At 41.1% G+C, this 24587-nt stretch carries 16 protein-coding genes and 2 tRNA genes; 11 read left to right on the top strand and 7 right to left on the bottom strand.

What is annotated here, in order from left to right:
* Positions 1 to 27: 27 nt before the first annotated feature.
* The 5 genes from DDZ16_RS08290 to DDZ16_RS08265 all read right to left on the bottom strand — a co-directional run bounded on the left by DDZ16_RS08290 (position 28) and on the right by DDZ16_RS08265 (position 4439).
* Entirely contained in the window at positions 28 to 417 is a 390-nt protein-coding gene (locus tag DDZ16_RS08290; RefSeq protein WP_109263983.1) for a DoxX family protein, read from the bottom strand.
* Positions 418 to 736: 319 nt separating this feature from the next.
* The gene (locus tag DDZ16_RS08280) at positions 737 to 1645 is read right to left on the bottom strand and encodes a c-type cytochrome (protein WP_109263982.1); all 909 of its coding nucleotides are present in this window, start codon (positions 1643 to 1645) and stop codon (positions 737 to 739) included.
* On the bottom strand, positions 1642 to 2988 hold the full coding sequence (gene nrfD / locus DDZ16_RS08275; RefSeq protein ID WP_109263981.1) for an NrfD/PsrC family molybdoenzyme membrane anchor subunit: 1347 nt from the start codon (positions 2986 to 2988) through the stop codon (positions 1642 to 1644). The genes DDZ16_RS08280 and nrfD overlap by 4 nt, the downstream gene beginning before the upstream one ends.
* Before the next feature lie 42 nt (positions 2989 to 3030).
* A complete protein-coding gene (locus DDZ16_RS08270) occupies positions 3031 to 4020 on the bottom strand; it encodes a 4Fe-4S dicluster domain-containing protein (RefSeq protein WP_109263980.1) in 990 nt (329 codons plus the stop codon).
* A 77-nt stretch (positions 4021 to 4097) separates the two neighbouring features.
* Positions 4098 to 4439, bottom strand: a complete 342-nt coding sequence (locus DDZ16_RS08265) for a cation transporter (protein WP_109263979.1) — start codon at positions 4437 to 4439, stop codon at positions 4098 to 4100.
* Positions 4440 to 4904: 465 nt separating this feature from the next.
* On the opposite strand from DDZ16_RS08265, the gene DDZ16_RS08260 reads away from it, so the two are divergent.
* From DDZ16_RS08260 to DDZ16_RS08225, 8 genes are all read left to right on the top strand, one after another.
* On the top strand, positions 4905 to 6962 hold the full coding sequence (locus DDZ16_RS08260; protein WP_109263978.1) for an ATP-binding protein: 2058 nt from the start codon (positions 4905 to 4907) through the stop codon (positions 6960 to 6962).
* 128 nt (positions 6963 to 7090) lie between these two features.
* Entirely contained in the window at positions 7091 to 8551 is a 1461-nt protein-coding gene (locus DDZ16_RS08255; protein WP_198416687.1) for a sigma-54-dependent transcriptional regulator, read from the top strand.
* A gap of 470 nt (positions 8552 to 9021) precedes the next feature.
* Positions 9022 to 10893, top strand: a complete 1872-nt coding sequence (locus DDZ16_RS08250; RefSeq protein WP_109263977.1) for a HAMP domain-containing methyl-accepting chemotaxis protein — start codon at positions 9022 to 9024, stop codon at positions 10891 to 10893.
* 353 nt (positions 10894 to 11246) lie between these two features.
* Positions 11247 to 12386, top strand: coding sequence for a hybrid sensor histidine kinase/response regulator (locus tag DDZ16_RS08245; RefSeq protein WP_109263976.1), 1140 nt, complete (start codon positions 11247 to 11249; stop codon positions 12384 to 12386).
* A 90-nt stretch (positions 12387 to 12476) separates the two neighbouring features.
* Positions 12477 to 13763 carry a bifunctional folylpolyglutamate synthase/dihydrofolate synthase gene (locus DDZ16_RS08240; RefSeq protein ID WP_109263975.1) on the top strand — a complete coding sequence of 429 codons (1287 nt, stop codon included), beginning with the start codon at positions 12477 to 12479 and terminating at the stop codon, positions 13761 to 13763.
* A 61-nt stretch (positions 13764 to 13824) separates the two neighbouring features.
* Positions 13825 to 13902, top strand: a tRNA-Val gene (locus DDZ16_RS08235).
* Positions 13903 to 13925: 23 nt separating this feature from the next.
* A tRNA-Val gene (locus DDZ16_RS08230) sits at positions 13926 to 14000 on the top strand.
* A 138-nt stretch (positions 14001 to 14138) separates the two neighbouring features.
* Complete coding sequence (locus DDZ16_RS08225; RefSeq protein WP_109263974.1) at positions 14139 to 14807, top strand: redox-sensing transcriptional repressor Rex; 669 nt, start codon at positions 14139 to 14141, stop codon at positions 14805 to 14807.
* A gap of 215 nt (positions 14808 to 15022) precedes the next feature.
* Here the strand turns inward: DDZ16_RS08225 and DDZ16_RS08220 are convergent, their stop codons facing one another.
* On the bottom strand, positions 15023 to 16384 hold the full coding sequence (locus DDZ16_RS08220) for a sensor histidine kinase (RefSeq protein WP_109263973.1): 1362 nt from the start codon (positions 16382 to 16384) through the stop codon (positions 15023 to 15025).
* The gene (locus tag DDZ16_RS08215) at positions 16374 to 17750 is read right to left on the bottom strand and encodes a sigma-54-dependent transcriptional regulator (RefSeq protein WP_109263972.1); all 1377 of its coding nucleotides are present in this window, start codon (positions 17748 to 17750) and stop codon (positions 16374 to 16376) included. Before DDZ16_RS08215 ends, DDZ16_RS08220 begins: the two co-directional genes overlap by 11 nt.
* A gap of 325 nt (positions 17751 to 18075) precedes the next feature.
* Between DDZ16_RS08215 and DDZ16_RS08210 the strand changes: the two genes are divergently transcribed.
* The 3 genes from DDZ16_RS08210 (at position 18076) to secDF (ending at position 24582) form a co-directional block, all read left to right on the top strand.
* The gene (locus tag DDZ16_RS08210) at positions 18076 to 18756 is read left to right on the top strand and encodes an ABC transporter ATP-binding protein (RefSeq protein WP_109263971.1); all 681 of its coding nucleotides are present in this window, start codon (positions 18076 to 18078) and stop codon (positions 18754 to 18756) included.
* A gap of 232 nt (positions 18757 to 18988) precedes the next feature.
* On the top strand, positions 18989 to 21436 hold the full coding sequence (locus tag DDZ16_RS08205) for an ABC transporter permease (protein WP_109263970.1): 2448 nt from the start codon (positions 18989 to 18991) through the stop codon (positions 21434 to 21436).
* A gap of 116 nt (positions 21437 to 21552) precedes the next feature.
* Positions 21553 to 24582 (top strand): protein translocase subunit SecDF, encoded by a 3030-nt coding sequence (gene secDF, locus DDZ16_RS08200; RefSeq protein WP_109263969.1) that lies wholly within the window; start codon positions 21553 to 21555, stop codon positions 24580 to 24582.
* Positions 24583 to 24587: the final 5 nt, after the last annotated feature.

Below are 24587 nucleotides of genomic sequence, written 5' to 3'. Positions count from 1 at the left end.
GGTTCGAGCCTCAGCAGTCATTAAAATTTAAAAAAACGTCCGGTTCTTGTCTTCCTCTTTGTAAATGCCTGCAATCATCAGCGATCCACCCAAAAGTGAAAAGTCTTTAAGCAAGGCAAAGGCCACCATTGCTTTGTCACTGACGTCATCAAATAAATGGGGCAGGTGAACTGTTAAAATGAAAAGAGTCAGCAGGCCCGCAAGTACATAGGCCATAAATTTCACATAATAGCGGGTCATTATGCTGATGCTGGCCGCAATCAGTACAACTCCGGTGGTAACAACGGTGAATGGTCCCAGCGGAATGAATGATGAAAACTCTCCTAAATAAAAATCCACCCAGAAAATGTGGTTCAACCCAAACAAAAGAAAAGGAATGGCATAGAGCACTCTCCCCAATGAAGATAATTTAATCATGTCGCTTAGTTTTTTGTGTTTATAGCCATTGTTTGTTGATCTTTGTTAATCCTTAGAAGGCCTCGAAAAATGTTTTTTCATTTCATTAATGGCCCTCTGATATATCCTTATATGTCTAATATGGTTCAAAGACTAACCTTCAGTATCTGGCATCTAACCTCCAACCTCTAACCTCCAACCTCTAACCTCCAACTTCCAGCCTCCAGCCTCTAACCTCCAACTTCTAACCTCTAACCTCTAATCTCCAACCTCCAACTTCCAGCCTCCAACTTCTAACCTCTAACTTCCAGCCTCCAGCTTCTAGTTTCCAATCTCTGCCTTACGACTCTTTCCTCTTTCCAATTAGAAATATTTCCCTGATTTGAAGAATGATAAAGAAAATGGTTCCCCAGATCAGTAATACTGCACCAAGGTAGGATATCAGTAACCATACCGGTGCCTTCCAAACCGTATTCCACATGGCCCGCTCTTTATTGAGTGGTGGAGCCATAACAGGTGAGCCAGCTTTTAATACTGTGTCCTTTTTTGCAGACCCGTAGAGTTCCTGCTCAGTAAGGGCTATCCTGAAATGAACATTCCCTGTGGAGTCGCCCGGTAAGTCTTCCGGAATAGTAAAAGCAACCATTCCAATACTGTCCGTTTCTTTTTCGCCATCCAGGGTCAAATCCCCAAAATACCGTTTTGCTGTAAGGCGTACTCTTGCATTGGAGATGGGTTCTTCCTCGTTATCCTGAATGCCGGTTATTTTGGAAATCATTCTGTTTTGTCCCGCATCATAATCCATCATGATACGAATCAATCCCTTGTAGCCTTTTTTTATTACCTCTTTCGCTACTTCCTGTACATAACCATCGTTGTATGATCTCAAATAGGAAACAACAAACCACCTTTCTTCAGGTGTTAAAACATTTTGGAATGCTGGCATCTGGCCGCGACCTTCGGTTATTTTGTGGTACAAAGCTCCGTCGCTGTTGTTCTGGATGGTGGGCGAAACAGGATCGGCAGGAAGGGGATCCAGATTGGCATAATTTCCCTCTCCGGGATCGCCATGACAACTGGCACAGTTAAGATCATACAATTCCTGTCCTGCCTCCCGGGTGGAGTCATTAAAAGCAAAGGGACTCAATCGCTCCGCTTCATCTTCAGGAACCGGCCATTGATCTGATTGAGCCCGGCCCTGAGAAAAAATCAATAAGCTCGAAAGTATGATTATAAAAAATCGGATCATGATGTTTCGTTGGTTTGGTTGGACGTTTGGTTCGGTTTTTCTTCAATTTCCCAAATAGGTATTACCGGGAATAATTTGGCCAGAATGGTAATGATCATCAGCACAAGTACAATGGAGCCCACAGTTATGGCCGTTTCAGTCAATGTGGGCTGATAAAGCATCCATTCATCCGGTACATATTGTTTGGGGAGGTAGGGGTGCTCCATTGTCGGCACAACAATAATGTATCTTTTGGCCCATGCTCCTGCAAGCACAAAAAAGGATATGATCAGAACAGGTAAGGGCTTTCTCATTGGTTTGAAGAGCAGAAGTATTAAGGGCAATATCAATCCTAAAATTTGTGTTCCCCAAAAAAGGGGCGCATAATGGCCCGAAAACAGTTCATGTAAATGAATAGCATCTGCTTCTTTTAATTTATATCCGGGTACCAGAAACTCATTGATGTTAAAGTAGAGGTATATGATTGATGTCAATACCAGCAATTTTCCCATCTTGTCAAAGTGTTCGGGAGTAATGTAGCGATGCAGCTTATAGTTGCTCCTGAAAAAATACATGGCAATGATCAGCGCTGCACATCCTGCAACGAAAGCTCCTGTTAGGAAGTATGGCCCAAAGATGGTGCTGTCCCATCCCGCACGAGGATTAACTGCAAAAAGCCAGGAGGTTACTGTGTGTATGGCAAAGGCAGTTGGTACGATCAGGATTAATAAAATCCGGACGGCTTTGTGGAGGATGTTGTATTGTTCGGGATAATGCTTCCAATTCAAGGAAAGGATGTCATAAATTTTGGCCAGCCATCCATGGCTTTGGTTCATACGGGTCTTGCCAATTGCCAGATCGGGTAATAACGGAACATAATAAAGCATCAGACTCAGCACCAGGTAGGTTGTCACTACTGTTACATCCCACAAAATGGGCGATTGCACTCTTCCATAAAGAAATACAAATGGAAGCCGGTCGGGGCGTCCCATGTCGGAAACAATAACCAATCCGGCCACTGCTGCAAAAGCTACAGCAATGATTTCCGCAATCCGGGCGATGGGTTTTATCCACTGAAATCCCAGTAATCCGAGTACCCCGCTGATGAGCATGCCAATCAGACTGGCAGCTACAAAAAATACAAAGTTGGCAATGTACATGCCCCAGTTTACATAGTCCCGAAGGCCGGTGACGCTGAGTCCATCGCGTAACTGAGTATAGTAGGCGTAGAGACATGCCATTAGAACCAGGGTTAAAAGGCCCATCCAGGCATGAAATTTTATATTTAAGCCCACCGGTTGCATAATGTCACTGGCAGCTTTTTCTTCGAACTGATGGTTGGTATTTGGTGTTGCTAATGCCATATTATTGTATGCTTTAGTGATCAGCTTTGCTTATTAGGTCGCTCAGGCTTTTTCTTCGTTGTCTCCTTTGTAGGAGGAGGGTTGATCGTCAAAGTCGAAAAGCCGGTTTTTAGGTGGCAGATAATAAACCCGTGGTTTGGTGCCCAGTTCTTCCATGAGGCGGTAACCTGCATTTTGCTTAAGCAGAGCGCTAAGGCGAACCGTTTCTTTGGTAGTACCATTGGTGACGGCGTCTTCATTTTCATCACCAAAGTAAAATACCCCGTTTGGACAGGCTGATACGCAATAAGGTAATTCGGCCTCTCTGAGGCGATCGGCACTGAACAGGCATTTGGAAATGGTTCCTTTTGCTTGCGGAATATTCAATTCCACGTCATAAGGTTGAGGGTTTTCTTCATAATCTTCAGCCATGAAAGGTTCCTGCCATTGGAACATCCTGGCTGAATAAGGACACGCCGACATGCAAAACCGGCAACCAATGCACCTTTCGTTGTCGATGAGAACAATTCCATCCTGCCTTTTGAATGTGGCATCAACCGGACAAACCGAAACACAAGGTGGATTGTCGCAATGCTGGCATGGCTTTGGCATGAAATAGGGGGCGGTATTAGGTCCGTCCTGCATTTCCAGAGTTGTGATGTGGTATTCATGCGGCCTAAGATGGTGAGCCTTTTGGCAGGCTTTTACGCATTGCCGGGCATTACGGCATTTAGACAAGTCGATTACCATTACCCAGCGGTGACCTTTCAAACCTTTGCGTCCCCGTTTTTGGAGAAAGGCCTGATCGGGTTTTGATTCCTGAATCTGGTCCCGTGGAACCATAACCAGTCTGTTGTCATCAGTCAAAACACGCACCATTTCCGATTTTCCCTTGGCCTTTTCGTATTGATAACCTGAATATAGAGCAGCCCCCCCTGCAGCAGCTGCTGCCCCGGCAAGACCAAAACGTCTCAGAAAATCACGTCTCGATTTGTTCCTGGCTTCTTTTTGCGGATCGTTTCCCTCTGGTGTTGATTGAGATTTTTCGTTCATATTGGAAAAGAAAAGAATTGAAGTCTGATAATGTGGACTTATTTTTCACCCCCATTGCTCATTAAAAGATTGGGGGATTAGTTTTTTTGAGATATGGATGTAATATGATATCCGGCTTCTTCAATTTTTTGCTTTATAAGCGTTGTATCTGTTTGTCCGGGATCTGTGGTTATTGAGGCCATGCCTTTTTTGTGGTTGGCTTTGATGTTAATAACTCCGTCCACTGTTTTTACTGAATTCTGAATGGTTTGCTCGCAACCTGTACAGGTCATCCCTTCAATGGTGACGATGAATTTCATCGCATTTTCAGGTGCCATTTCCACGGAGTTGGTTTCATTGTTTTTAGCATCCTGTTTCTGTGTGTTGGTATTTCGACAACTAAATACCAAAATAAGGGACAATAAAAGAAGATACTTCATGTTTTTTTGGTTAGTTGTTAAAAAATGTTTTTCGTTTTGTGAGCTGTTTTGTAAGAGGCGGTAATTTAGGGTCCTGTTTGTTTTTTTGAGGCTATTATCTCCAGTTTGTTTTTTTAAATCAATCTGTTAATTATTGTTATTGTAAGATAGGGGCTTATTTTTTTAATTGCAAACAAAAAACCATTATAAGTTTTTGTTTATGATTGAAATGGCCTGAGAGTGGGCGGTTGGTGAATTAATTTCTATTTAGATTGGAGATAGATAAAGAATGTTAAAAATAATGGTGTCATATTGTTTCGGGTTATAGGAATTTGGTTTTACAGAAGCATCGAGACCCGGGAAGAATCTTAAAAAATAGATGGTCATTTTTGAACATCGTGGTTAACTTTTTGAAAAGATTATACGTATGCTTGAATCTTGTATTGAGCAGAAAATATTTTGCAATAAATGCTAAATTGATAATTAATGTCTTCGGAGAAAATACTGTCTGAATTTTTTTGGAAAAAAATCCCTGTTGCCATCTTTCGACTATCGCAAGATGGAAAAGTTGTAGATGCTAATGAGTTTTTACTCCGGTTGGTGGGGCTGAAAAATGTTGACCTGGCAATTAACTTTTTGGATGAAGACCAAACTGTTTTACCTCGAAAAGAGCGTCGGACTATTCTCAGGAATTTGTTGAAAGGTGAAGAGAAGGTTACCATCAATAACCGGCAGATAAAGAAGCCTGGCGGGAAGATGATTTTTGCAAACATGACATTTTTCGTTGATTCTCTTTCTGATTCCGGCCAAAATAGCTTTTGGGGGATTGTTGAGGATTTCTCCGAAATAGCGTTTTTAAAAAACAAACTTCGTTACAGAGATGATTTGTTTTCATCGGTTGTTAACAGCATGCCTTTTGAGCTCTGGGTGTTCGATAAGAACCGGAAAATATTGGCTCAAAGCCGGTACAGCATTGAAAAATGGGGCAGTTATGAAGATAAGTATGTCAGTGATTTTCCTTTAAAGCTGGGCGTGGAGGAAGAGAGAGAATGGATGTACGATAAGGTTTTAACAGGAGAAGCTTTTGACGGAATAGAGCGGATCGAAAATGCAGGGCAAACAAAATTTTTCCACCGGATTTTAGCTCCCTTGAAGCAGAATAATTCGATTACCGGCGTTGTGGCTATTTTATTTGATGAGACTGAAAAAATAATGGCCGGTCACCGTGCCGATGAAATTCACGACTTTCTGGAAACCATCCTGGATGCTGTGCCGGTGAGGATTTTCTGGAAGAATACAGAGTTGCAGTTTGTTGGAGGAAATGCTTCCTTTCTGGAGGATTTGGGGTATGAATCGGAGATTGAATTGCATGGTAAAACCGATTATGATCTCTTGATGGAAGAGGATGCAGATTTCTATAAGGGATTGTATATTGAAGTTTTAAAAACCAGGAAGCCAATTTTGAATTTGAAAATGTGGTTGCAAATACCCGGGGCTGGAAAAAGATACATAATGGCAAGTGTTATCCCTTATTTCTCTGCCTCCGGATCCATCGAAGGAGTTTTGGGATGTTATCAGGATATTACCAGAATGAAGCAGCTCGAAGACGAATTGATGCTCCATAAAGAAAATCTGGAACAATTGGTGGATCAGAGAACCACTGAGATTCATCAACTCAATGAGGAGCTGATTAGCTCTAATGACGAATTGCAGGTAGTGAATGAAATGCTGGTCAATCAGAAACAGGAATTGGAAAATACCCTTGAAAAACTTAAGGTTACCCAGGGAAAGCTGATTAAGTCGGAGAAAATGGCCTCATTGGGAGTGCTTACAGCAGGCATAGCCCATGAGATGAACAACCCCTTGAATTTTATCAGCAGCGGAATGCATGGACTTGAACAAGTTGTGAAAGAGATTCATCAGTATACCGCCGGTGAAGGTTTTGAGGATGAGGTCAAACCAGAAAATAACCAAGCCACAGTGGAATCGTTAATGTCTGATTTAAAATCGTTGATGGGAGCCATCGAAAATGGGGTTAACCGTACTACTAATATTGTGAAGGGGCTCCGGGTCTTTTCACGGATGGATGAGGAGGTTAAATCCAGGGCTGATATTCATGAAATTATTGAATCGGCCCTGGTAATTCTGAAAAATAAATATAAACACCGGATAGCGATCCATAAAAACTTTGAGACGCTTCCACTGATAATGTGTTTCCCCGGAAAGTTGAGTCAGGTAATGGTCAACTTGCTGATGAATGCCATTCAGGCCATCCAGAGAGAAGGAAATATTACCATAGAAACTGGTTGGTTGAAGCGTCAAAAGCAAATAAGTGTTCGGATAACTGATGATGGAGCCGGGATTCCCGCTGAGCTGCAGAAAAAGATTTTTGACCCCTTTTTTACAACAAAATCGGTTAATGAGGGTACAGGTATGGGGTTGGCATTGGTAGAAAGTATGATAAAAGATCACGATGGAGAGATATCTTTCACAAGCAGGGAGAGAGATGGCGCGTCTTTTAAAATTATTTTACCACAGAAGTAAGAATAAGGTTGAACCGATTTGTTGTCAGAGTTGTTCTGCTTGACTCCGGAACTTAGAAGGGCTGGGCCATTATATTTTTTAGCTGAAGAAAGCACTGCTTGCACAAAAGTTTGATTAATAATATTGAGTTGAGAAAAGATTTGATGATGAAGGTTTTATATGTTGATGATGAACCGGACAATTTAATCACCTTCAAAATGGGTTTTCGAAAGTGGTTTGAGGTTATCGTAACCTCCAATCCTGAAGAAGCCCGGCAAATTGCGCAGAAACCTGAAGTATCGGTCCTTGTTACTGACCAGAGGATGCCCGGAATGACCGGGCTTCAATTAGCCGGTAAATTGTCGAAAATACGGCCCGAGCTGCCTGTTATCATGCTTACGGCTTACGATGACCGGGATGTAATGCTTGAAGCCATCCGATTGGGGGGTGTTTTTGGATATGTCTTGAAACCCTGGGATTTTGATGAATTAAAACAAGTCATTCAGAATGCCATTCAGACTTGTCACCTGAGACAGGAAAATAAAGAACTGGTGACCAGATTGACCCGGAAAAATGAGGAATTGGAAAAAGCTTATGCCGAAATTCTCCAGATGAAAAAGAAACTTGAGGAGGAAAATGTTCTGATTAAAGAGGATTTGAATCAGTTTATTCGTCCTGGAGAGATTGTTGGAAAGAGTAAAGCTCTGGTTAAAGTTTTGAAGCAAATTCATCAGGCAGCTGAGACTAATTCTTCGGTTTTGCTGCTGGGAGAAACGGGAACCGGAAAGGAATTGTTTGCCAGGTTGGTTCACAAGCTAAGCAACCGAAGGGATAATCTGCTGGTAAGCATTAACTGTTCGGCCATTCCTGAGACATTAATAGAAAGTGAGTTGTTTGGTCATGAAAAAGGGGCCTTCTCCGGAGCCCTTAATACCAAGCATGGTAGATTTGAAATAGCCAATGGTGGCACTTTGTTTTTAGATGAAATTGGTGAATTACCTTTGGCCGTTCAGCCTAAATTATTAAGGGTTCTTCAGGAGTATGAATTCGAAAGGGTGGGGGGAAATAAAACGATTAAAACCGATTTCAGACTGGTGACTGCTACCAACCGTAACCTTGAAGATGCCGTAGGGAAAGGCCGATTTAGAGACGATCTTTTTTATCGTTTGAATATTTTTCCTGTTGAAATTCCACCTTTGAGAGAGAGGATGGAGGATCTTCCATTGCTGGTAAGGTTTTTTGTGGAAAAATTGAACCGCAAAACCGGTAAAAAGATAGATACGGTGCCCAGATCCACACTTTCTATTTTGATGGATTATCACTGGCCCGGAAATATCAGGGAATTGTCAAATGTGGTAGAAAGGGCACATATTTTAAGTGAAGATGGCAAGTTGGTTGTGGGTGAGTGGTTTAAGCCAGGAGTGAATCAGGCCCAATATAGAACCAATACAGTTCCTACTTTGGATGAGGTAACCAGAAAACACATTGTTAAAACTCTTGAATCAGTGGGATGGCGTGTGCGTGGAGATAAAGGGGCAGCTAACTTATTGGGCTTGAATCCCAGTACATTGGAGTCCAGGATGAAGAAACTGGGCATAATGCGGCCTTAATAGCCCGGTTAGGTGAATAAATTGAAAGCTCCACGATATTTCGGAATTAACCTGAAATATCGTGGAGCTTTTGTGTTTGGATGAGGGTGCTTTTCTGCCTTTTGTTTGTAATTCAGTTTCTTGGTCTTTTTGGTATGTGGATTGATTTAAGTAATTCAGTCATTTTAATCCGAAATTCAAAACCCGCAGGTCGTTGATTTACAACAGTTCGTTAAAGTTTTATAATCGTCCGATTGTTAATTGCTTACAAGTAGCGTGGTGGTGACTCTAATGATCATATTATCAATGACATAGGATTTATCTTAAATCTTATATCTGAAAATCTACCAATCTATTGTGATTTATAACGCGACACAAAAAGTTTAACAAAAGGAAATATTAAGCGTGCTGCATGTTTCTTTCTATCGAAATAGACTTTAAGAAAGATAAAGTGAGAGTGTGCGGCCTTTTTAAAAGAAAACATTAAGAGTATGAGAATTAAAGATTTAAAGATAAGAGTTAAGCTGGGTCTTGCTTTTGGCGTGGTTTTATTGTTAGGAACGGTGACTTCCTTATTGGGCGTGCAGGCTTTGCGTACCATGGTTCAAAATGAAGAGCGACTGGTTGTTTTTAGTGAATTAGAAACAAAAGTGCAAATGGCCCGGCTTAATTTAGTGGAGTTTTTAAACCAGAGGGATACCACCTTTTACCATGAAAGTTTGAATAACATTGATTTTGTAGAGGTGAAGCTGGATAGCCTTGCAACAGTTTTGGAAAACAACGAGCAATTGGACTTTCAGGATTCTTATTCGGAAAAACTATCTCAATTTGAGTCCGTTATCCATGACCTGAAGAAAGAGCTTCTGCTTCAGCAATACTTAATACAGGAACAAAGACAGCAGAATGATCGTTTGGAGGCGTTTTTTCTTGATTATAGCATCTCATCACGGCACCCTGTTCAACAGGCTTTTATTCAGGGAAGACTGGCGGGTGCCTATTATTTATCATTGGGTAATGAGACATATTTTCAAAACTATGCAGCCAAAATAGAAGAGGCAGCTGAGGTGGCTCAGAAGTATGGGTACTCTGAGGTCTCTTCAATGTTGGGAGAAAATAAAAAATCGGCCGAACGCTTTCGTTCTTCTAAGCTTAAGCAGGCCGATCAGATTGACTCAGCATTTTTTCTTGGGGACGAAGTTGATTCAACCCTGAAAGAAATGAAATCAGCTCTCCGTGAGAGGGTGTCTTATCTATATAAGTCTTCTGTGATTTTTATGCTGGTTTTGATCGGGGCAATGATTATCGTTAGTCTTTTAGTTGTATATTTCTTTAGCAGATATCTTACCAGTTCCATAAGCAGAATGAAAGAACTTGCGAATAACTTTGCAAGTGGTAATCTTTTTTTCCGGGCATCTATAAGCGATCTTGAATTAAATGATGAGATTGGAGATTTAATACGTACCCTTAACGGCATGGGATTGAAGATTCGTGAAACGCTAAGTGCGGTTGCCTCAAGTATTAATAATCTGGCGAGTGCCGGCAGCCAGGTGAGCAGTACGTCACAGCAACTTTCCCAGGGGGCATCTGAGCAGGCTTCTTCTCTGGAAGAGGTATCTTCTTCCATGGAAGAAATGGCTGCCAATATTGACCAAAACCTTAGTCATGCCAAAAAAACCGGCGACTATTCTCAAAAAGTAATTTCAGGAATTAATAAAGTTGCTGGTGGCGCATCCAAAGCGACAGAGGTCGGAAGAGAGGTGGCTGATAAAATTGGTGTCATAAACGACATCGCATTTCAAACGAATATATTGGCTCTTAATGCTGCTGTTGAGGCAGCCCGGGCAGGAGAAGACGGAAGGGGCTTTTCTGTAGTGGCCGCCGAAGTGCGAAAGTTGGCCGAGAAAAGTAAACAAGCTGCTGCTGAAATTGTGAACTTAGCACATCTAAGTCATAAATTGGCATCGGATGCAGGGTTGGAGATGCAGCAGGTGATGCCTCATATTGACCATACGGCCGAACTGGTAAGTGAAATAGAAATGTCAAGTGGAGAACAAAATTCAGGTGCCCGGCAAATAAACAGCGCCTTACAGCAATTGAATTCTGTAACGCAGGAAAATGCAGCTGCATCTGAAGAATTGGCTTCCAGTTCGGAAGAATTGTCCAATCAGGCTGATGAATTACGGAATTTAATTAGTTACTTTAAAATGGACGGAAGTAGAGGTAATCAGTCTCTGTTCAATTCACCTTCAACCGGAGGATTGGGGGCTATGGAGGTGGAAGAATCACTGTCCTCTGAAGGTGCAAACTTCTTTAGCCAGGAAGAGCAGGGTGAAACTTCTCCCCATGAGTTTGAGAAGTTTTAGATTCCAATGTTTTTTTGATTCGGCGCACACCGGGGACAGTTTTTGCCGAACCAGATGTCGGTGGAGCTTTTGGGTCTTTTTATGAAAAAATGCAGGCTTGTCCTGTCCAGTGAGGGATGTCCGTTAAGCAGCCGCTGTTTTTTCCTTGTGCAAATTAATAAAAAAGTAAGCATAAGTGTAGCTACGTGAGCCTTTTTTTTGAGAAGCAGAAGGTAGAAAGAGCAAGACTTGGGCCGTCATACTATGCTTGACTTGACTCTAGATTTCCGGTCAAGTAAAAAGAGCGGAAATTAATAATATCTTAGTGAGATGTTTTTTACATGAACCAAACCCGTTAATTTTTTTGAGATGTGATGGATAAGCCACGAGTGATATTTGTAGATGATGAAAAAGATAATCTGGTTGGTTTTAAAGCCTCCTATTCCAAATTTTATAATATTGATACGGTTTTGAATGGGCGGCTTGCTATTGATCTGATTAATAAGCAGAATTACGACGTGGTTTTGGTAGACTACAAAATGCCTGAAAAGGATGGTCTTTCTTTGATTCAAAAAATCAGGGTTGATCATCCTGAGCTTACCTTTATTGTAGTGACTGCTTTTGCCGATATTGATGTGGTGATCCGTGCGCTTGAAATGCATTGTATCTTTTCTTTTGTACAAAAACCCTGGAATCACGAGGAGTTGAAAAACACCATTGACAGGGCTGTTGAGATGAGTCAGTTTCGGAGAGAGAACCGAAAGCTGAAGGAGGATCTTCTTTTAAAAAATGAACGTCTTGAGCAGGCACTGGAGAAAGAGAAAAAGTTAAACGAATACCGATTGTCTTTTATTCGAAACCTGAGCCATGAAGTTCGCACTCCTTTAAATGGCATTTTGGGTTTTACTTCTGTGGCCAAATCCATGAGCTGCAAAGCTGAGCTTTCTGAATTGATTGATTTATCGGTGGATGCCGGAGATCAACTGCTGCGCACTTTTGATAATATACTAGTGGCTTCAGAAATTTTTTCCGGAGAGACCAGTGTTTCTTTAAGCAGATTTAGTTTGAATGAGGTGATTAAAGACGTGATGGAATCATTGGTCGATAATTCAGGTGAGTTTTCCGGAAGGCAGATTGTACTGAATTTTTTGGGGGATGTTGAGGTTTTCCTGGATTTTGAAAAAGTGAAATCAGTTTTTTATCAAATTCTTCATAATGCTTTAAAATTTTCCAGGAAAACGCCAGTATGCCTTAATTTACAAGAAATGGAGGGCCAGGTAAAGGTGGAGATTAAAGACGCTGGCGTAGGGATTCCTCCTGCTGTCCGGGGAAGAATTTTTGAACCGTTCTTCCAGGAGGATGCTTCATTGTCCAGACGTTTTCCAGGAAATGGGTTGGGCTTATTTATAGCCAGATCCTATGTCTCTGTTTTGAATGGGGTTGTGGAGGTTGAATCTGAGCCAGAGTGGGGGACGGTTGTGTCAGTCTTCTTGCCAATTGAAGACTCGAATTAGCCCCGAAGCTCATTTCAATCCTGCATTGATGTCAATTGATTGGATTTTCCTTTTCGTGGTTAACTTTGCACCAAACAATTGTACTTAAAAATGACCTACCAGGAAACTCTTCAATATCTATTTAATCAGTTGCCCATGTATCAGCGAAAAGGAAAAGCTGCTTACAAGGCTGATCTTGAAAATACGCTTAAACTGGATGAATATTTTAAGCATCCCCATAAAAATTTTCGAACCATTCATGTTGCGGGTACCAATGGAAAAGGGTCTGTTTCTCATATGCTGGCTTCAATTCTGCAAAGTGCGGGGTATCGTACAGGTCTTTATACGTCACCTCATTTGCTTGACTTCAGAGAGCGTATCAGAATCGATGGTCAAATGATTTCCGAAAGGGATGTGGTTGACTTTGTGGCCGACAATCAGGGCGTTATGGAGTCAGTTGCTCCGTCCTTTTTCGAAATGACTGTAGCTATGGCATTCGATTGTTTTAGCAGAGAAGGGGTAGAGGTTGCAGTTATTGAAGTGGGACTTGGCGGGCGGCTGGATTCTACGAATATTATTTCTCCTGATCTTTCTGTGATTACCAATATTGGGTTGGATCATACCATGTTTCTCGGTGATGACCTTCACTCTATAGCCAAAGAAAAAGCCGGCATAATAAAGTCTGAAACACCTGTTGTGGTTGGTCGCTATCAGTCTGAAACTGCAGATGTGTTTAGAGAGAAAGCACAAAGCGTTAACGCGCCGGTATTTTTTTCAGAGGATCTGGTCCAAGTCAAAAATGTTCAATCTGTCTCGGGATTCCAGGTGATTGATTTGTCCACTCAATCAGAGGATGTTAGTGTTAAATTACCTCTTCTGGGCGAGTATCAGCAGGAGAATCTTCTGACAGTCGTGAGTGCTTACAATCAATTAAAGAAGATTGGTTACAATCTGAACAAGAATGTACTCAAAGAAGGTATTTATGGAGTGGTAAAACAAACCGGATTTTTGGGACGTTGGCAAATCTTGTCGGAAAATCCCCTTGTGATTTGTGATACCGGCCATAATGCCGATGGAGTGGCAAAAGTAGTGGCTCAGCTTAAGCGGGGCAAAAATCAAAAAATCCATATTGTTTGGGGGATGGTAAATGATAAAGATGCTTCCGGTATTTTGAAAATGTTGCCGGAGGATGCTGATTATTATTTTACCCGTGCATCTATACCGCGAGCATTGGATGAAAAAAAGCTTCTTGATCAGGCCTTGAAAGTGGGATTGTCGGGCGAAAGTTATCCGAATGTTCAATTGGCTGTTAAAGCTGCAAAAAAAAATGCATCAGATAATGATTTGATTTTCATCGGTGGGAGCACATTTGTAGTGGCTGAGGCACTGGAAAAATGAAGATTTTGTTTGGAGGTTGGTAAAAACTCTCCTATATTTGCATCGCTTTTGAGAAAAATAGGGGCGATTAGCTCAGTTGGTTCAGAGCACTTGGTTTACACCCAAGGGGTCAAAGGTTCGAATCCTTTATCGCCCACCAATTCTAAACTTATTTTCTCAAAAGGGCGATTAGCTCAGTTGGTTCAGAGCACTTGGTTTACACCCAAGGGGTCAAAGGTTCGAATCCTTTATCGCCCACTCAAAACAAAGGACCTTTTCCAGGGTCCTTTTTTTGTTCCCTGAAGATGGGTGTTTTTTATTACTGATTTCTTTCTGCAATAAAAAACTTCATTAAATTTGTACAACCTAATCAGGTTCAAATACTATAAATAAACCATGGAGGAAGGAAATAACAAAAAAAAGAGTTTTCTGGTACCTGAGCCGGCGCTTCGGCGAATGCCCTGCTATCTGGCTTACCTGAAAATTGCCTCGAGAAAGGGAGACCGCTACATCTCTTCTACCAATATTGCCGGCGACATGGGGGTTGATCCAACTCAGGTTACCAAAGATTTATCCTATACTGGTATTTCCGGAAAAACAAGGGTTGGTTATGAAGTGGAACCTTTAATTGATGCCCTGGAAGATTTCCTTGGTTTCCGAATTGTTGATAATGCCTTTCTTTTTGGTGCGGGTAGTTTGGGGCGTGCCCTTTTGCATGATCACGGTTTGAAGCAATACGGATTGAATGTAGTAAAAGCTTTTGATATTGATCCGGCAGTAGTTGGTCGTGAAATTGTGGATGTACCCATTCATCACATAGATGATTTCAAACTGATGCGTGAAGAAGGTGTTGAGATTGGTATTTTAACCGTTCCTACCGAAAGTGCCCAGCAGGTGGCCAATTTAATGGTTGAAGGGGGAATTAAAGCTATTTGGAACTTTACACCAGTTCGCATTAAAACACCTGAAGATATTGTTGTTCAAAATACCTCATTGTATGCTCATCTGGCTGTAATGTTTAATCGTTTGCATGAGATTAAGCAGCAAATGGCTAAGCGTTATTAAACGGTGGTCATAAGGTTTTAAATGCAGGGTAGAGTATCCGGGTTGATCGAGTAAAAGATTTACGATAATATTCCGGTGGTGTAAAACTTCCGGTTTTTTTATGCCTTAAAGTTGATTAATGCCTTACAGACCACAATCAAACCCCGGATCTGCGCATAAACTTCTTAAATGGGCCTGCGACTCACGATGCTCAGCCAAAACCAAAACTCTAACTTCTAAAAAGTAAGCGAGAATCTGGTCTCTTTTCCCGGTTCGGAGTAAGCGTTAATACTGCCTCCATGCAGTCTCATAATCTGGCGGGAAAGACTGAGTCCGATTCCTGAGCCTTGTGGTTTTGTAGTGAAAAACGGGATGAATATTTTATCCAATACATCCGGAAGAATGCCTTTGCCGTTGTCGGCTACCTGAATGGTTATGCGTCCGCGCCGATTCAGGAATGAAGTGATTTCCAAGCGTGGATTTTCTGTTTCTTCCAGGGCATGAATGGCATTTTTTACCAGATTGATTAATACCTGCTCAATCAGATGCTCATCGGCAGACAATTCCAGTGATTCCGGCTCTACAATGACATTACAGGTAATTCCCTTTTCTTTAATTTCTTTCCCATGAAGCTCATGTATGTTATTAAGAAGATGGGTGACTTTAAATATCGAAAAGTTAGGTTTGGGTATTTTTGTTAAGTTACGATAGGTGTTGACGAAATGTAACAAGCCATCCGTTCTTTTGTGTATGGTTTGTAGTGCTTGCTCCACTTCTTTGAGTGATTCGGTGTCATCGGCTTCAACTTTCTGATTTTCAAGTGAATTTATGATGTCTTGTATTAATAGTTTGACTGTTGAAGACAGGGAGGAAATGGGCGTAATAGAGTTCATGATCTCATGGGTGAGAACCCGAATCAGCTTCTGCCAGGATTCCATCTCTTTTTCATCCAGCTCCTGCTGAATGTTTTTTATAGATACCAGGATTATGGTGCGATTGTGAATTCTGAACTCAGTTGCGTAAATGGCAAGTTGCAATAAATCGTCTTTCTCTCTGACTCTTACAAGCGTTTTTTCACCATGTTTTATGGTTAATAATTTTTGAACAATTTCCGGGCTGAACTCCCTGAGCCCCTGAATATTATGCAGTGTTCTTACCTGGAAAAGTTTCTTGGTGGCATTGTTAATGAGCTCTACGGTTCCATCCTTTTGAAATGCGATGAGAGCTATCCCAATGTGTTGAATAACTGTTTGCAGATAAAAATAGTTCTCTTCCTTTTCTGCTCTTACCGCTTGAAAATCCTTGATTACTTCGTTGAATGACTTTTTAAGTTTATCGAACGATGAATCCATGCTTTCAATCTGAAATGTTCTGGTAAAGTCAGAGTAGCGGATAGACTCCAGAAAATTATTTAAAACCCGGTTGGTGCGGTCTACATAAATGATCATGGCGATGACCTGAAATAATATGAGTAAACCAGCCAGGATCAGGGTCATGGTTAGGTTCGTATTGTACAGCAGATAACTGAATCCAATGATGGAAACAGTCAGGAGTACAGTCCGGATGATGTAGTTTGTTCTGAAATTATTAAAGGCCATATTTTTCCATTCTACGATACAGGGAAGTCCTGGTAAGGCCAAGGTCGCTGGCTGCTTTTGAAACATTACCACTGTGCATCCTCATGACTTTTTCAATTATTTTTTGCTCGATATCTTCCAGGTTGTAGCTTTCAAATTCAAAAGCATCTCCTGTTGAACCATGAGCTGAGAGATGAAAGTCATTTTCATCCAGGTTTGGAGAATCACTCATAATTACGGCTCTTTCCAGGACATGCTGGAATTCTCTTACATTTCCCGGCCAGGGGTAAGAATTGAATTTCTTGATAACCTGATTGCTTAGCTTGTTGATTTTCTTATTGTATTTTTTAGAGAATATCTTCAAAAAGTGATCGGCCAGTAATGGAACATCCTCAGGTCTTTCTCTTAGCGGTGGGATTTCAATTTCAACGGTGTTAATACGGTAAATAAGATCCTGCCTGAACTGGTCTTCAGCAGCCATTTGTTTCAGTGGCATATTGGTTGCACTAATGAGTCTTATGTCGATGGATTTAGGTTTGTTCGCCCCCACACGGGTTACTTCTCTTCGTTCCAATACCGTTAAAAGCTTTGCCTGCATTGGCAGAGAAAGGTTTCCTATCTCATCCAGGAAGATGGTTCCCCCGGAAGCCAATTCAAAACGTCCGGGACGATCGGCCTTGGCATCGGTAAAAGCACCTTTTACGTGACCAAATAGTTCACTTTCAAATAGAGTTTCACTCAATGCGCCCAAATCAACACTGATGAAAACTTCATCTTTACGCAATGAATATCGGTGCAGGGCTCTGGCTACCAGTTCTTTTCCTGTTCCGTTTTCACCAAGAATTAAAACGTTTGCATCAGTGCCTGCAACTTTTTTAATGGTATTAAAGACATGCTGCATTCCGGGCGATACACCAATAAAATCGGAAAAAGGTTGATCCATAATGGTGTTGATCTCCCGTTGCTTTTCTTTAAGATCTGAGGCTTCACGTCTTGACCTGCTTAATTTTATTGCAGAGGAGATGGTTGCCAATAGTTTTTCATTTTGCCAGGGTTTGATGATAAAATCAGTTGCTCCTGCCTTTATCGCCTGAACCGACTTTTCAACATCACCATAAGCAGTTATGAATAAAACAACAGCCTGGGGATCAATTTCTAAGATTTTGTTCAGCCAATGAAACCCTTCTTTTCCGCTGATGGCATCTTGAGTGAAATTCATATCAAGTAAAATAGCATCATAATCCGTTTCTTTCATAAGTGATGGAATATTTGACGGATTTGTTTCTGTGCTGATGAGTTCCACATGCGGGCGCAGGAGCAGTTTTAATGCAAAAAGAATGTCCGTATTGTCGTCTACTGCCAGAATTTTCCCTGTTTTAGATGCCATAGTAATAGGTTTATGTTGATTTTGCTCTTGTTTTCAAATGTATTAAAAAAATGGTCATGATATATATTATTTGTTCGTAAACGGACATTTTTAGAATGGTTTTTGACAAAAAAATTATGGGTGGTATGTCTAAAGGTGCTGTTTATTAGTTTTTTGTGATTTTTGGCCGGATTTATGATAATCTGTAATTACATAAAGGAATATGGTTTTTAAGCAATATATGCTTTTAAACAAGATGTTATATTTGCGATTAAACGCAACACTAAAATATTGAAGTGTCCGCGAGCGGACGAGTAGTGTCCAATATCGAACATTTTATAACAATATGATACATACCAGAAATATACAGAAGGTCTATCAACGGGGCGAGCATGCCAGACAAGCTTTGCAAAATATCAACATTGATATTGAAGAAGGGGAGTATGTTGTAGTTTCAGGGCCTTCAGGAAGTGGAAAAACAACACTTCTTGGTTTACTTAGCCTGGTGGATGTCCCATCCGGGGGCGAGATTTATTTTAAGGGGACAGAGGTAGCACATATGTCTGAATCCCGCAGAAATAAGTTAAGGAGAAAGCACATTGCTGTGGTGTTTGAGCATATTCATTTGATAGATGAGCTTACTGTTTTTGAGAATATCGAAATGCCTTTGCTGTATATTTCTTATTCACGGAAAAAACGACGACGGATTGTTGAAGAGTTAATGGAACGTTTTCGGCTTACCCATCTGCGGCGTCAATATCCCGGCCGTTTGGATGATTTTATTCAGCAAAAAATTGCACTGGCCAGGGCTTGTAGTAGTTCGCCTGATGTTATTTTCGCAGATGAACCTACGGGACGGCTCAATTCTACTGAGAGTGATGAGTTCCTGGATCTTTTTCGTGAATTGAACGAAGCAGGGCAAACCATTGTTATGGCAACTCACTCTTCTGATGCTGCGCGGCATGGTCAGCGGATTATTCCTCTTTATGACGGGCATGTGGTTTCGAGGGTGACTGAGCCCGGATAGTAAATAGCAAGGGGTTGTTTTTTATGTGGTAAAGGGGTTTTAACCAAACGGCTTTAGTCATTTTTTTAAGGGTGCATTACATTCAATACTCCGTTAAATTTTTGTAAAAAGCTGTAAGTCAACTTTTTGGTATTGCATATGTCGTTGCCTTAAAGCTTTGGTTAATAGCAGTATATGGTTTGTCTTAAATCTTAAATCTAAAAATCTAACGATCTATTGACATTAATTAAATATGAGAATTTTTAACTACATAAAGATATCTCTTAGGACGCTTTTCCTGCACAGAGGTTTTTCCTTACTTACCTTGTTTGGGCTCTCTTTAGGAATTGCAATGAGTATTTTTGTGCTTGAATATGTTTTTTATCAGTTTTCTTTCGATCGGCATTATAAGAATTCCGAAAGTATTTACCGCATTGTTACCAAGGGGCAGCTTGAAAATGAAAAGGTCAATGCAGCGCTTGCCCCAATGGCAATGGCTTCTGAGTTAAAAAAATATTACCAGACAAAGGCGGTTACCCGGATAGCTGATGCTTCCGAAAAACCTGTTCAAAGTCCCTATGGCAAATCTCTGGAATCAGGAATTATCTTTGCAGATTCTACTTTTTTTGATGTGCTTTCCCGCCCGTTTCTTCTGGGACAATCAGAGGGATGTTTAACCGATTCATTTTCTGTGGCCATATCCCGGTCTGCTGCTTCGCGTTTATTTGGGAATCGCAATCCTGTTGGGGAATTTATCAGAATTAATGAGGAAGATTCTTTTCAGGTGACAGGGGTTTTTCAGGATGTACCAAATAACAGTCATCTGAAGTACAACTTCGTCATTCCTTATACCATTATGGAAAAGGAATTAAGAAAATATTATGAGGATAATTTTGACCAGGTTATTAATAGTTGGTTTTCCTTGACTTGTTATGTTTATTTCAGGGTTAAAGAAGGAACAAATAGTCAGGCATTTGCCACTCGTTTAAATGAAGACCTTAAGCCCGAAATGGAAAAAGAAGACCGGGACTTATTTGGGGGGGATTCACACACCAATCTTCATTATGAATTCCAATCTCTGGAACAGGTTTATCTTTTTTCTGATTTGGATTTTGAGCTTGGGGAAACCGCTAATCCTGTTTATGTTTTTATCTTTTTGGGCGTTGCCTTCTTTATTTTATTGGTCACGGCTTTTAATTTTATGAATCTGACTACCGCAAGGGCCCTTGATCGGGCCAAGGAAGCAGGCGTACGTCGTGTTTTTGGGGCCCCTCGCAGGAGTCTTGTAGGACAATTTATCAGTGAGTCGGTATTGTTTAGTTTTGTGGCTCTCTTTCTGGGACTTGTACTTGTGGAATTGATGTTGCCTGTTTTTAGCAACTTGTTCAGGGTCGAATTTTTGAGTGAGAATTACCGGGAGCAATTGAATCTCCCATGGATTGTTTTTATTACGTTTTGTGTGGGCCTGATGTCAGGACTTTATCCCGCTTTTGTTTTTTCTAAAATCCGGGCCTCACAAGTGCAGGCCGAAAGAACAAAATTTTCTTCTTATCCGGGACTTTGGTTTCGTGGTTTGTTGGTAATGGTGCAGATATTTGTAGCGGTCTTTGTTAGTTCTACTGCCATTGGTATGTGGCGACAAATAAAACATGTGGAGCAGGTGGATTTGGGTTTTAATTCCCGTAATCTCGTTTTGATTGAGAGAGCTCACTATTTGGACGGGAACCCCGATTCGGTGTTTAAGGAAATTGCCGATGTTGAAGGTGTCTCAAGTTATAGTAAGCTCTATCGAAATCCGGGTGATCCCACATCCATTATGTCCTTTAATTTTGAAGGAGGCGGGGATAGTACAAAATTGTATCTTTTTGCAGTCCATTATGTAGATAGCACTTTTTTCGAAACCCTGCAGAGCAGGATGCTAAATGGCAAATATGAAAGTAATGATTCCAGTAAAATTAGTAATGATTCCAGTAAAATTGTAGTTAATGAGTTAGCGGCTACTTTGCTTAACCCTGATGGGGCTGTTGTAGGGGAATCTTTGAAAACGCTTACTCATAGAAATTCACCTTCGGTTGAATTTGAAATTAGCGGAGTTGTTGAAAACCTCTTTCTTGGCAGTTTGAAAAATCAATTAAGACCCTCAATTTTTATTCCAATGGACAGGAATGAGAAACCAAGGAGTATCTTAGTTAGGATAAACCCTGATAACCTGAATTCAGCAATTGAGGAAATCAATGGAATTTGGGATAAAGCAGAAACTGAGGTCCCTTTTTTATCAACCCCATTGCAGGAAAGAATCAAATCCTACTATAAAGAAGATTATCGTTACAGCTCCCTTGCTACCGCTTTTTCAATATTAGTCCTTGTAATATCTTTATTGGGGCTCACTGGATTAGTTTCCTTTCTTGTGGCAACACGTCAACAGGACGTTTTGCTCAGAAAAATAATGGGAATACCTGATGCATCCAACCTGAGGTTTCTTTTCTCCGGTTACTTCTTTTTTGTATTAGCAGGTGCTCTTCTTGCATTGCCGGCTTCCAGGGGGCTCCTGTCAGCATGGGCTGAGACATTTACAGCTCAGTATCAAATGGATTATTTTTGTTATCTTTTTCCGTCAATTCTATTAATTGCTTTCGCTATCGGTATTGCCATGTTTGGTTTAAAACGTCTTTTTTCGCGTATGTCGCTCCATCAGTTTTGATTTGGAATTATTACCTCGCCTTTTAATACCACAAAGCCAAAAGGTTTTAAAAAAATTAATATATTTGCGCGTTTAGAAAAAGGAACGTGAATTTGAATTAATAAAAATATCTACAAATGCAGAACAAAGGAGCGATCAGACTATTTGCCATTCTTTTGGCATTGGTTAGTTTGTATCAGTTGATCTTTACTTACCAGACACGCCACGTTGAACAACAGGCTCAGGAATATGCTGAGAATCGTGCTGGTGATGACCCAAATCTGATAAGTGAATACAGGTTTAATTACCTGGATTCCATGAAAAATGAGGTGGTGTATAATTTTCTTTTTGGATTAAGAGAATATACCTATCAGGAATGTAAAGAGCGTGAAATTAATTTCGGTCTTGACTTGAAAGGCGGAATGAACATGATTCTTGAGGTTCGCGTTTCCGACATCGTAAAAGCTCTCTCTAATTACAATCAGGATGAGTCTTTTCTTGAAGCTCTTCGTTTGGCTCGCCAACGCGAAAAAACTTCAACTCAGGATTTTATTACCCTTTTTGGAGAAGCGTTTGATGAAGTAGCACCTGAAGGTAGGTTAGCTGCCATTTTTAATACCGTTGAATTGCGCGACAAGGTAGATTACAATTCTACCAATGAAGACGTGATTAAGGTTATTCGGGAAGAAGCCCAGGGAGCCATCGACAATGCTTTTAATATTCTTCGCACCCGTATTGACCGTTTTGGTGTCGCACAACCCAATATTCAGCGTCTCGAGCAAACCGGTCGTATTCTGGTTGAACTTCCTGGTATCAGCGATCCGGAGCGTGTTCGCGACCTTTTGCAGGGAACCGCTAATCTTGAATTCTGGGAAACTTACAATCAGGAAGAAATCTTTCAGAGCTTGATGCAGGCCAATCAGTTAACTGCTGAGATTACTGCTATGGAGAAATCCGGTGTTGATTCTTCAACAGTTGACCCTGAAGTAGAGGTGGATGAGCAACCTGAAGAAACAGACGTTGCTCTGTTGGATGAAATTGATAGTGATTCTCTGGCAGTTGAAGGAGATGACCAGCAGGTAGAGTCTTTGTTTTCATATCTCGCTCCAAGTGGCCGTCCTTCCAGCCCGGTTGTTGGATTGGCTGTATCGCGTGATACTTCTAAAGTTAACAGCTTCCTTGCCATTGAAGAGGTGCAGTCATTGCTGCCACGTGATGTTTTATTCATGTGGACCGTTAAGTCAATTCCGGGTGAAGATGCTCAATACTGGACCAATCAACAATTTGATCCTAATGATGAGCTTTTTCAGTTGGTGGCAATCAGAGTAACCAGTCACGACGGACGTCCTCCGCTGGAAGGCGATGTTGTTACCGGAGCCAGATCAGTTACCAGCCAGCAAGGCAGCTATGAGATTGAAATGTCAATGAACAGCGAGGGCGCAAAAACATGGGCTCGTCTGACAAAAGCTAATATCAAAAAGTCGATTGCTGTTGTTCTGGACGGATATGTTTACTCTTTCCCAACTGTACAGAATGAAATTACCGGTGGACGCAGTTCCATTACCGGAGACTTTACCCCTCAGGAAGCAAAAGACCTTGCCAATGTTCTGCAATCAGGAAAAATGCCGGCTCCGGCCCGCATTGTTGAAGATACTGTTGTGGGGCCTTCTCTTGGAGCAGAAGCTGTTGATGCTGGTCTCAAATCATTTATCTGGGCTTTTATTGCCGTTTTGATCTACATGGTCATTTATTACGGATTTAAAGCTGGTGTTGTGGCTGACCTTGCATTGGTTGCCAACATGTTCTTTATTATGGGTGTGCTTGCAGCATTTAACGCTGTTCTTACCCTTCCGGGTATTGCCGGTATTGTATTGACCATTGGTATGTCGGTGGATGCGAATGTGCTGATATATGAGCGAATAAGGGAAGAAATTAAAGCCGGAAAAGGACTGAAATTGGCCATTGCCGATGGTTACAGAAATGCTTTCTCAGCCATTATTGATGCCAACGTGACTACTTTCCTTACAGGTTTAATTTTATTCTTGTTTGGAACCGGACCCATTAAAGGTTTTGCAACTACTTTGATGATCGGTATTGCTACTTCTTTCTTCTCGGCGTTCTTCATTACACGTTTGGTATATGAAGCGTTGTTGAAAACCAAAGCAGACATTCGCTTTTCAACAAATCTTACCCGCAATCTTTTTAAGGGTGCGCACATCTTATTTATTGAGAAACGCAACATGTTTATGGTTATCTCCGGAGTGCTGATTTTAGTGGGAATTGGTTCGCTCGGACTTCGTGGTCTGCAGCAGGGGATTGATTTCACCGGAGGTCGTTCATATGTGGTGCGCTTTGATGAAGCGGTACCTGCAACTGAAGTTCAGTCTGCTTTGAAGACTGCCTTTGATGGAGCAAATGTTGAAGCCAAAACTTTTGGTGGAGATAATCAGATTCGGATTACTACCAACTATATGGTTGATAATGATGAGAAATCTGCTGATGTTGAAGTTGAGACTCAGCTTTACAACGGCTTGAAATCATATGTTGGAGACGATGTAAGTCGCGACCAGTTTCTGTCTGACTACCGAATGAGTTCTCAGAAGGTAGGACCTACAATTGCCGCCGATATCAGAAATAAAGCCGGATATGCAATTTTCTTCTCTTTTGTGGTAATCTTCCTTTATATTCTTATTCGATTCCGCAACTGGGAGTTTGGTCTTGGAGCACTGGGAGCCGTTGCTCACGACGTTCTTATTGTACTTGGAGTATTCTCCTTATTATATGCAGTGATGCCGTTCTCAATGGAGATTGACCAGTCATTTATTGCAGCAATTCTTACAGTGATTGGATACTCTATAAACGATACAGTGGTTGTATTTGACCGTATTCGTGAATATCGTGGTTTGTACCCCAAACGGGAGTTGAAAGAGGTTTTTAACCTTGCTATGAACTCAACCATCAGCCGTACATTGAATACCTCTCTTACCACCCTGGTGGTATTAATTATCATCTTCCTTTTCGGGAGTGAAGTTATTCAGGGATTTGTGTTCGCTCTAATTGTGGGGGTTGTTGTAGGTACTTATTCTTCATTGTTTATAGCTTCTCCAATTGCTTATAACTTTATTGAAAAGCGCATAAAAGCAAAAGCCAAAGGGAAAAAGAAATAATTCCT

Source organism: Marinilabilia rubra, from assembly GCF_003121985.1.
In the GTDB taxonomy this organism is placed as follows: Bacteria; Bacteroidota; Bacteroidia; order Bacteroidales; family Marinilabiliaceae; genus Marinilabilia; species Marinilabilia rubra.
This window is presented reverse-complemented; position numbering and strand designations above follow the sequence as displayed.

What these genes read in the sequence shown, in the direction of transcription:
- DDZ16_RS08290 (WP_109263983.1), bottom strand. Translation starts at nt 417, where the DNA reads ATGATTAAATTATCTTCATTGGGGAGAGTGCTCTATGCCATTCCTTTT.
- DDZ16_RS08280 (WP_109263982.1), bottom strand. Translation starts at nt 1,645, where the DNA reads ATGATCCGATTTTTTATAATCATACTTTCGAGCTTATTGATTTTTTCT.
- nrfD (WP_109263981.1), bottom strand. Translation starts at nt 2,988, where the DNA reads ATGGCATTAGCAACACCAAATACCAACCATCAGTTCGAAGAAAAAGCT.
- DDZ16_RS08270 (WP_109263980.1), bottom strand. Translation starts at nt 4,020, where the DNA reads ATGAACGAAAAATCTCAATCAACACCAGAGGGAAACGATCCGCAAAAA.
- DDZ16_RS08265 (WP_109263979.1), bottom strand. Translation starts at nt 4,439, where the DNA reads ATGAAGTATCTTCTTTTATTGTCCCTTATTTTGGTATTTAGTTGTCGA.
- DDZ16_RS08260 (WP_109263978.1), top strand. Translation starts at nt 4,905, where the DNA reads ATGTCTTCGGAGAAAATACTGTCTGAATTTTTTTGGAAAAAAATCCCT.
- DDZ16_RS08250 (WP_109263977.1), top strand. Translation starts at nt 9,022, where the DNA reads ATGAGAATTAAAGATTTAAAGATAAGAGTTAAGCTGGGTCTTGCTTTT.
- DDZ16_RS08245 (WP_109263976.1), top strand. Translation starts at nt 11,247, where the DNA reads ATGGATAAGCCACGAGTGATATTTGTAGATGATGAAAAAGATAATCTG.
- DDZ16_RS08240 (WP_109263975.1), top strand. Translation starts at nt 12,477, where the DNA reads ATGACCTACCAGGAAACTCTTCAATATCTATTTAATCAGTTGCCCATG.
- DDZ16_RS08225 (WP_109263974.1), top strand. Translation starts at nt 14,139, where the DNA reads ATGGAGGAAGGAAATAACAAAAAAAAGAGTTTTCTGGTACCTGAGCCG.
- DDZ16_RS08220 (WP_109263973.1), bottom strand. Translation starts at nt 16,384, where the DNA reads ATGGCCTTTAATAATTTCAGAACAAACTACATCATCCGGACTGTACTC.
- DDZ16_RS08215 (WP_109263972.1), bottom strand. Translation starts at nt 17,750, where the DNA reads ATGGCATCTAAAACAGGGAAAATTCTGGCAGTAGACGACAATACGGAC.
- DDZ16_RS08210 (WP_109263971.1), top strand. Translation starts at nt 18,076, where the DNA reads ATGATACATACCAGAAATATACAGAAGGTCTATCAACGGGGCGAGCAT.
- DDZ16_RS08205 (WP_109263970.1), top strand. Translation starts at nt 18,989, where the DNA reads ATGAGAATTTTTAACTACATAAAGATATCTCTTAGGACGCTTTTCCTG.
- secDF (WP_109263969.1), top strand. Translation starts at nt 21,553, where the DNA reads ATGCAGAACAAAGGAGCGATCAGACTATTTGCCATTCTTTTGGCATTG.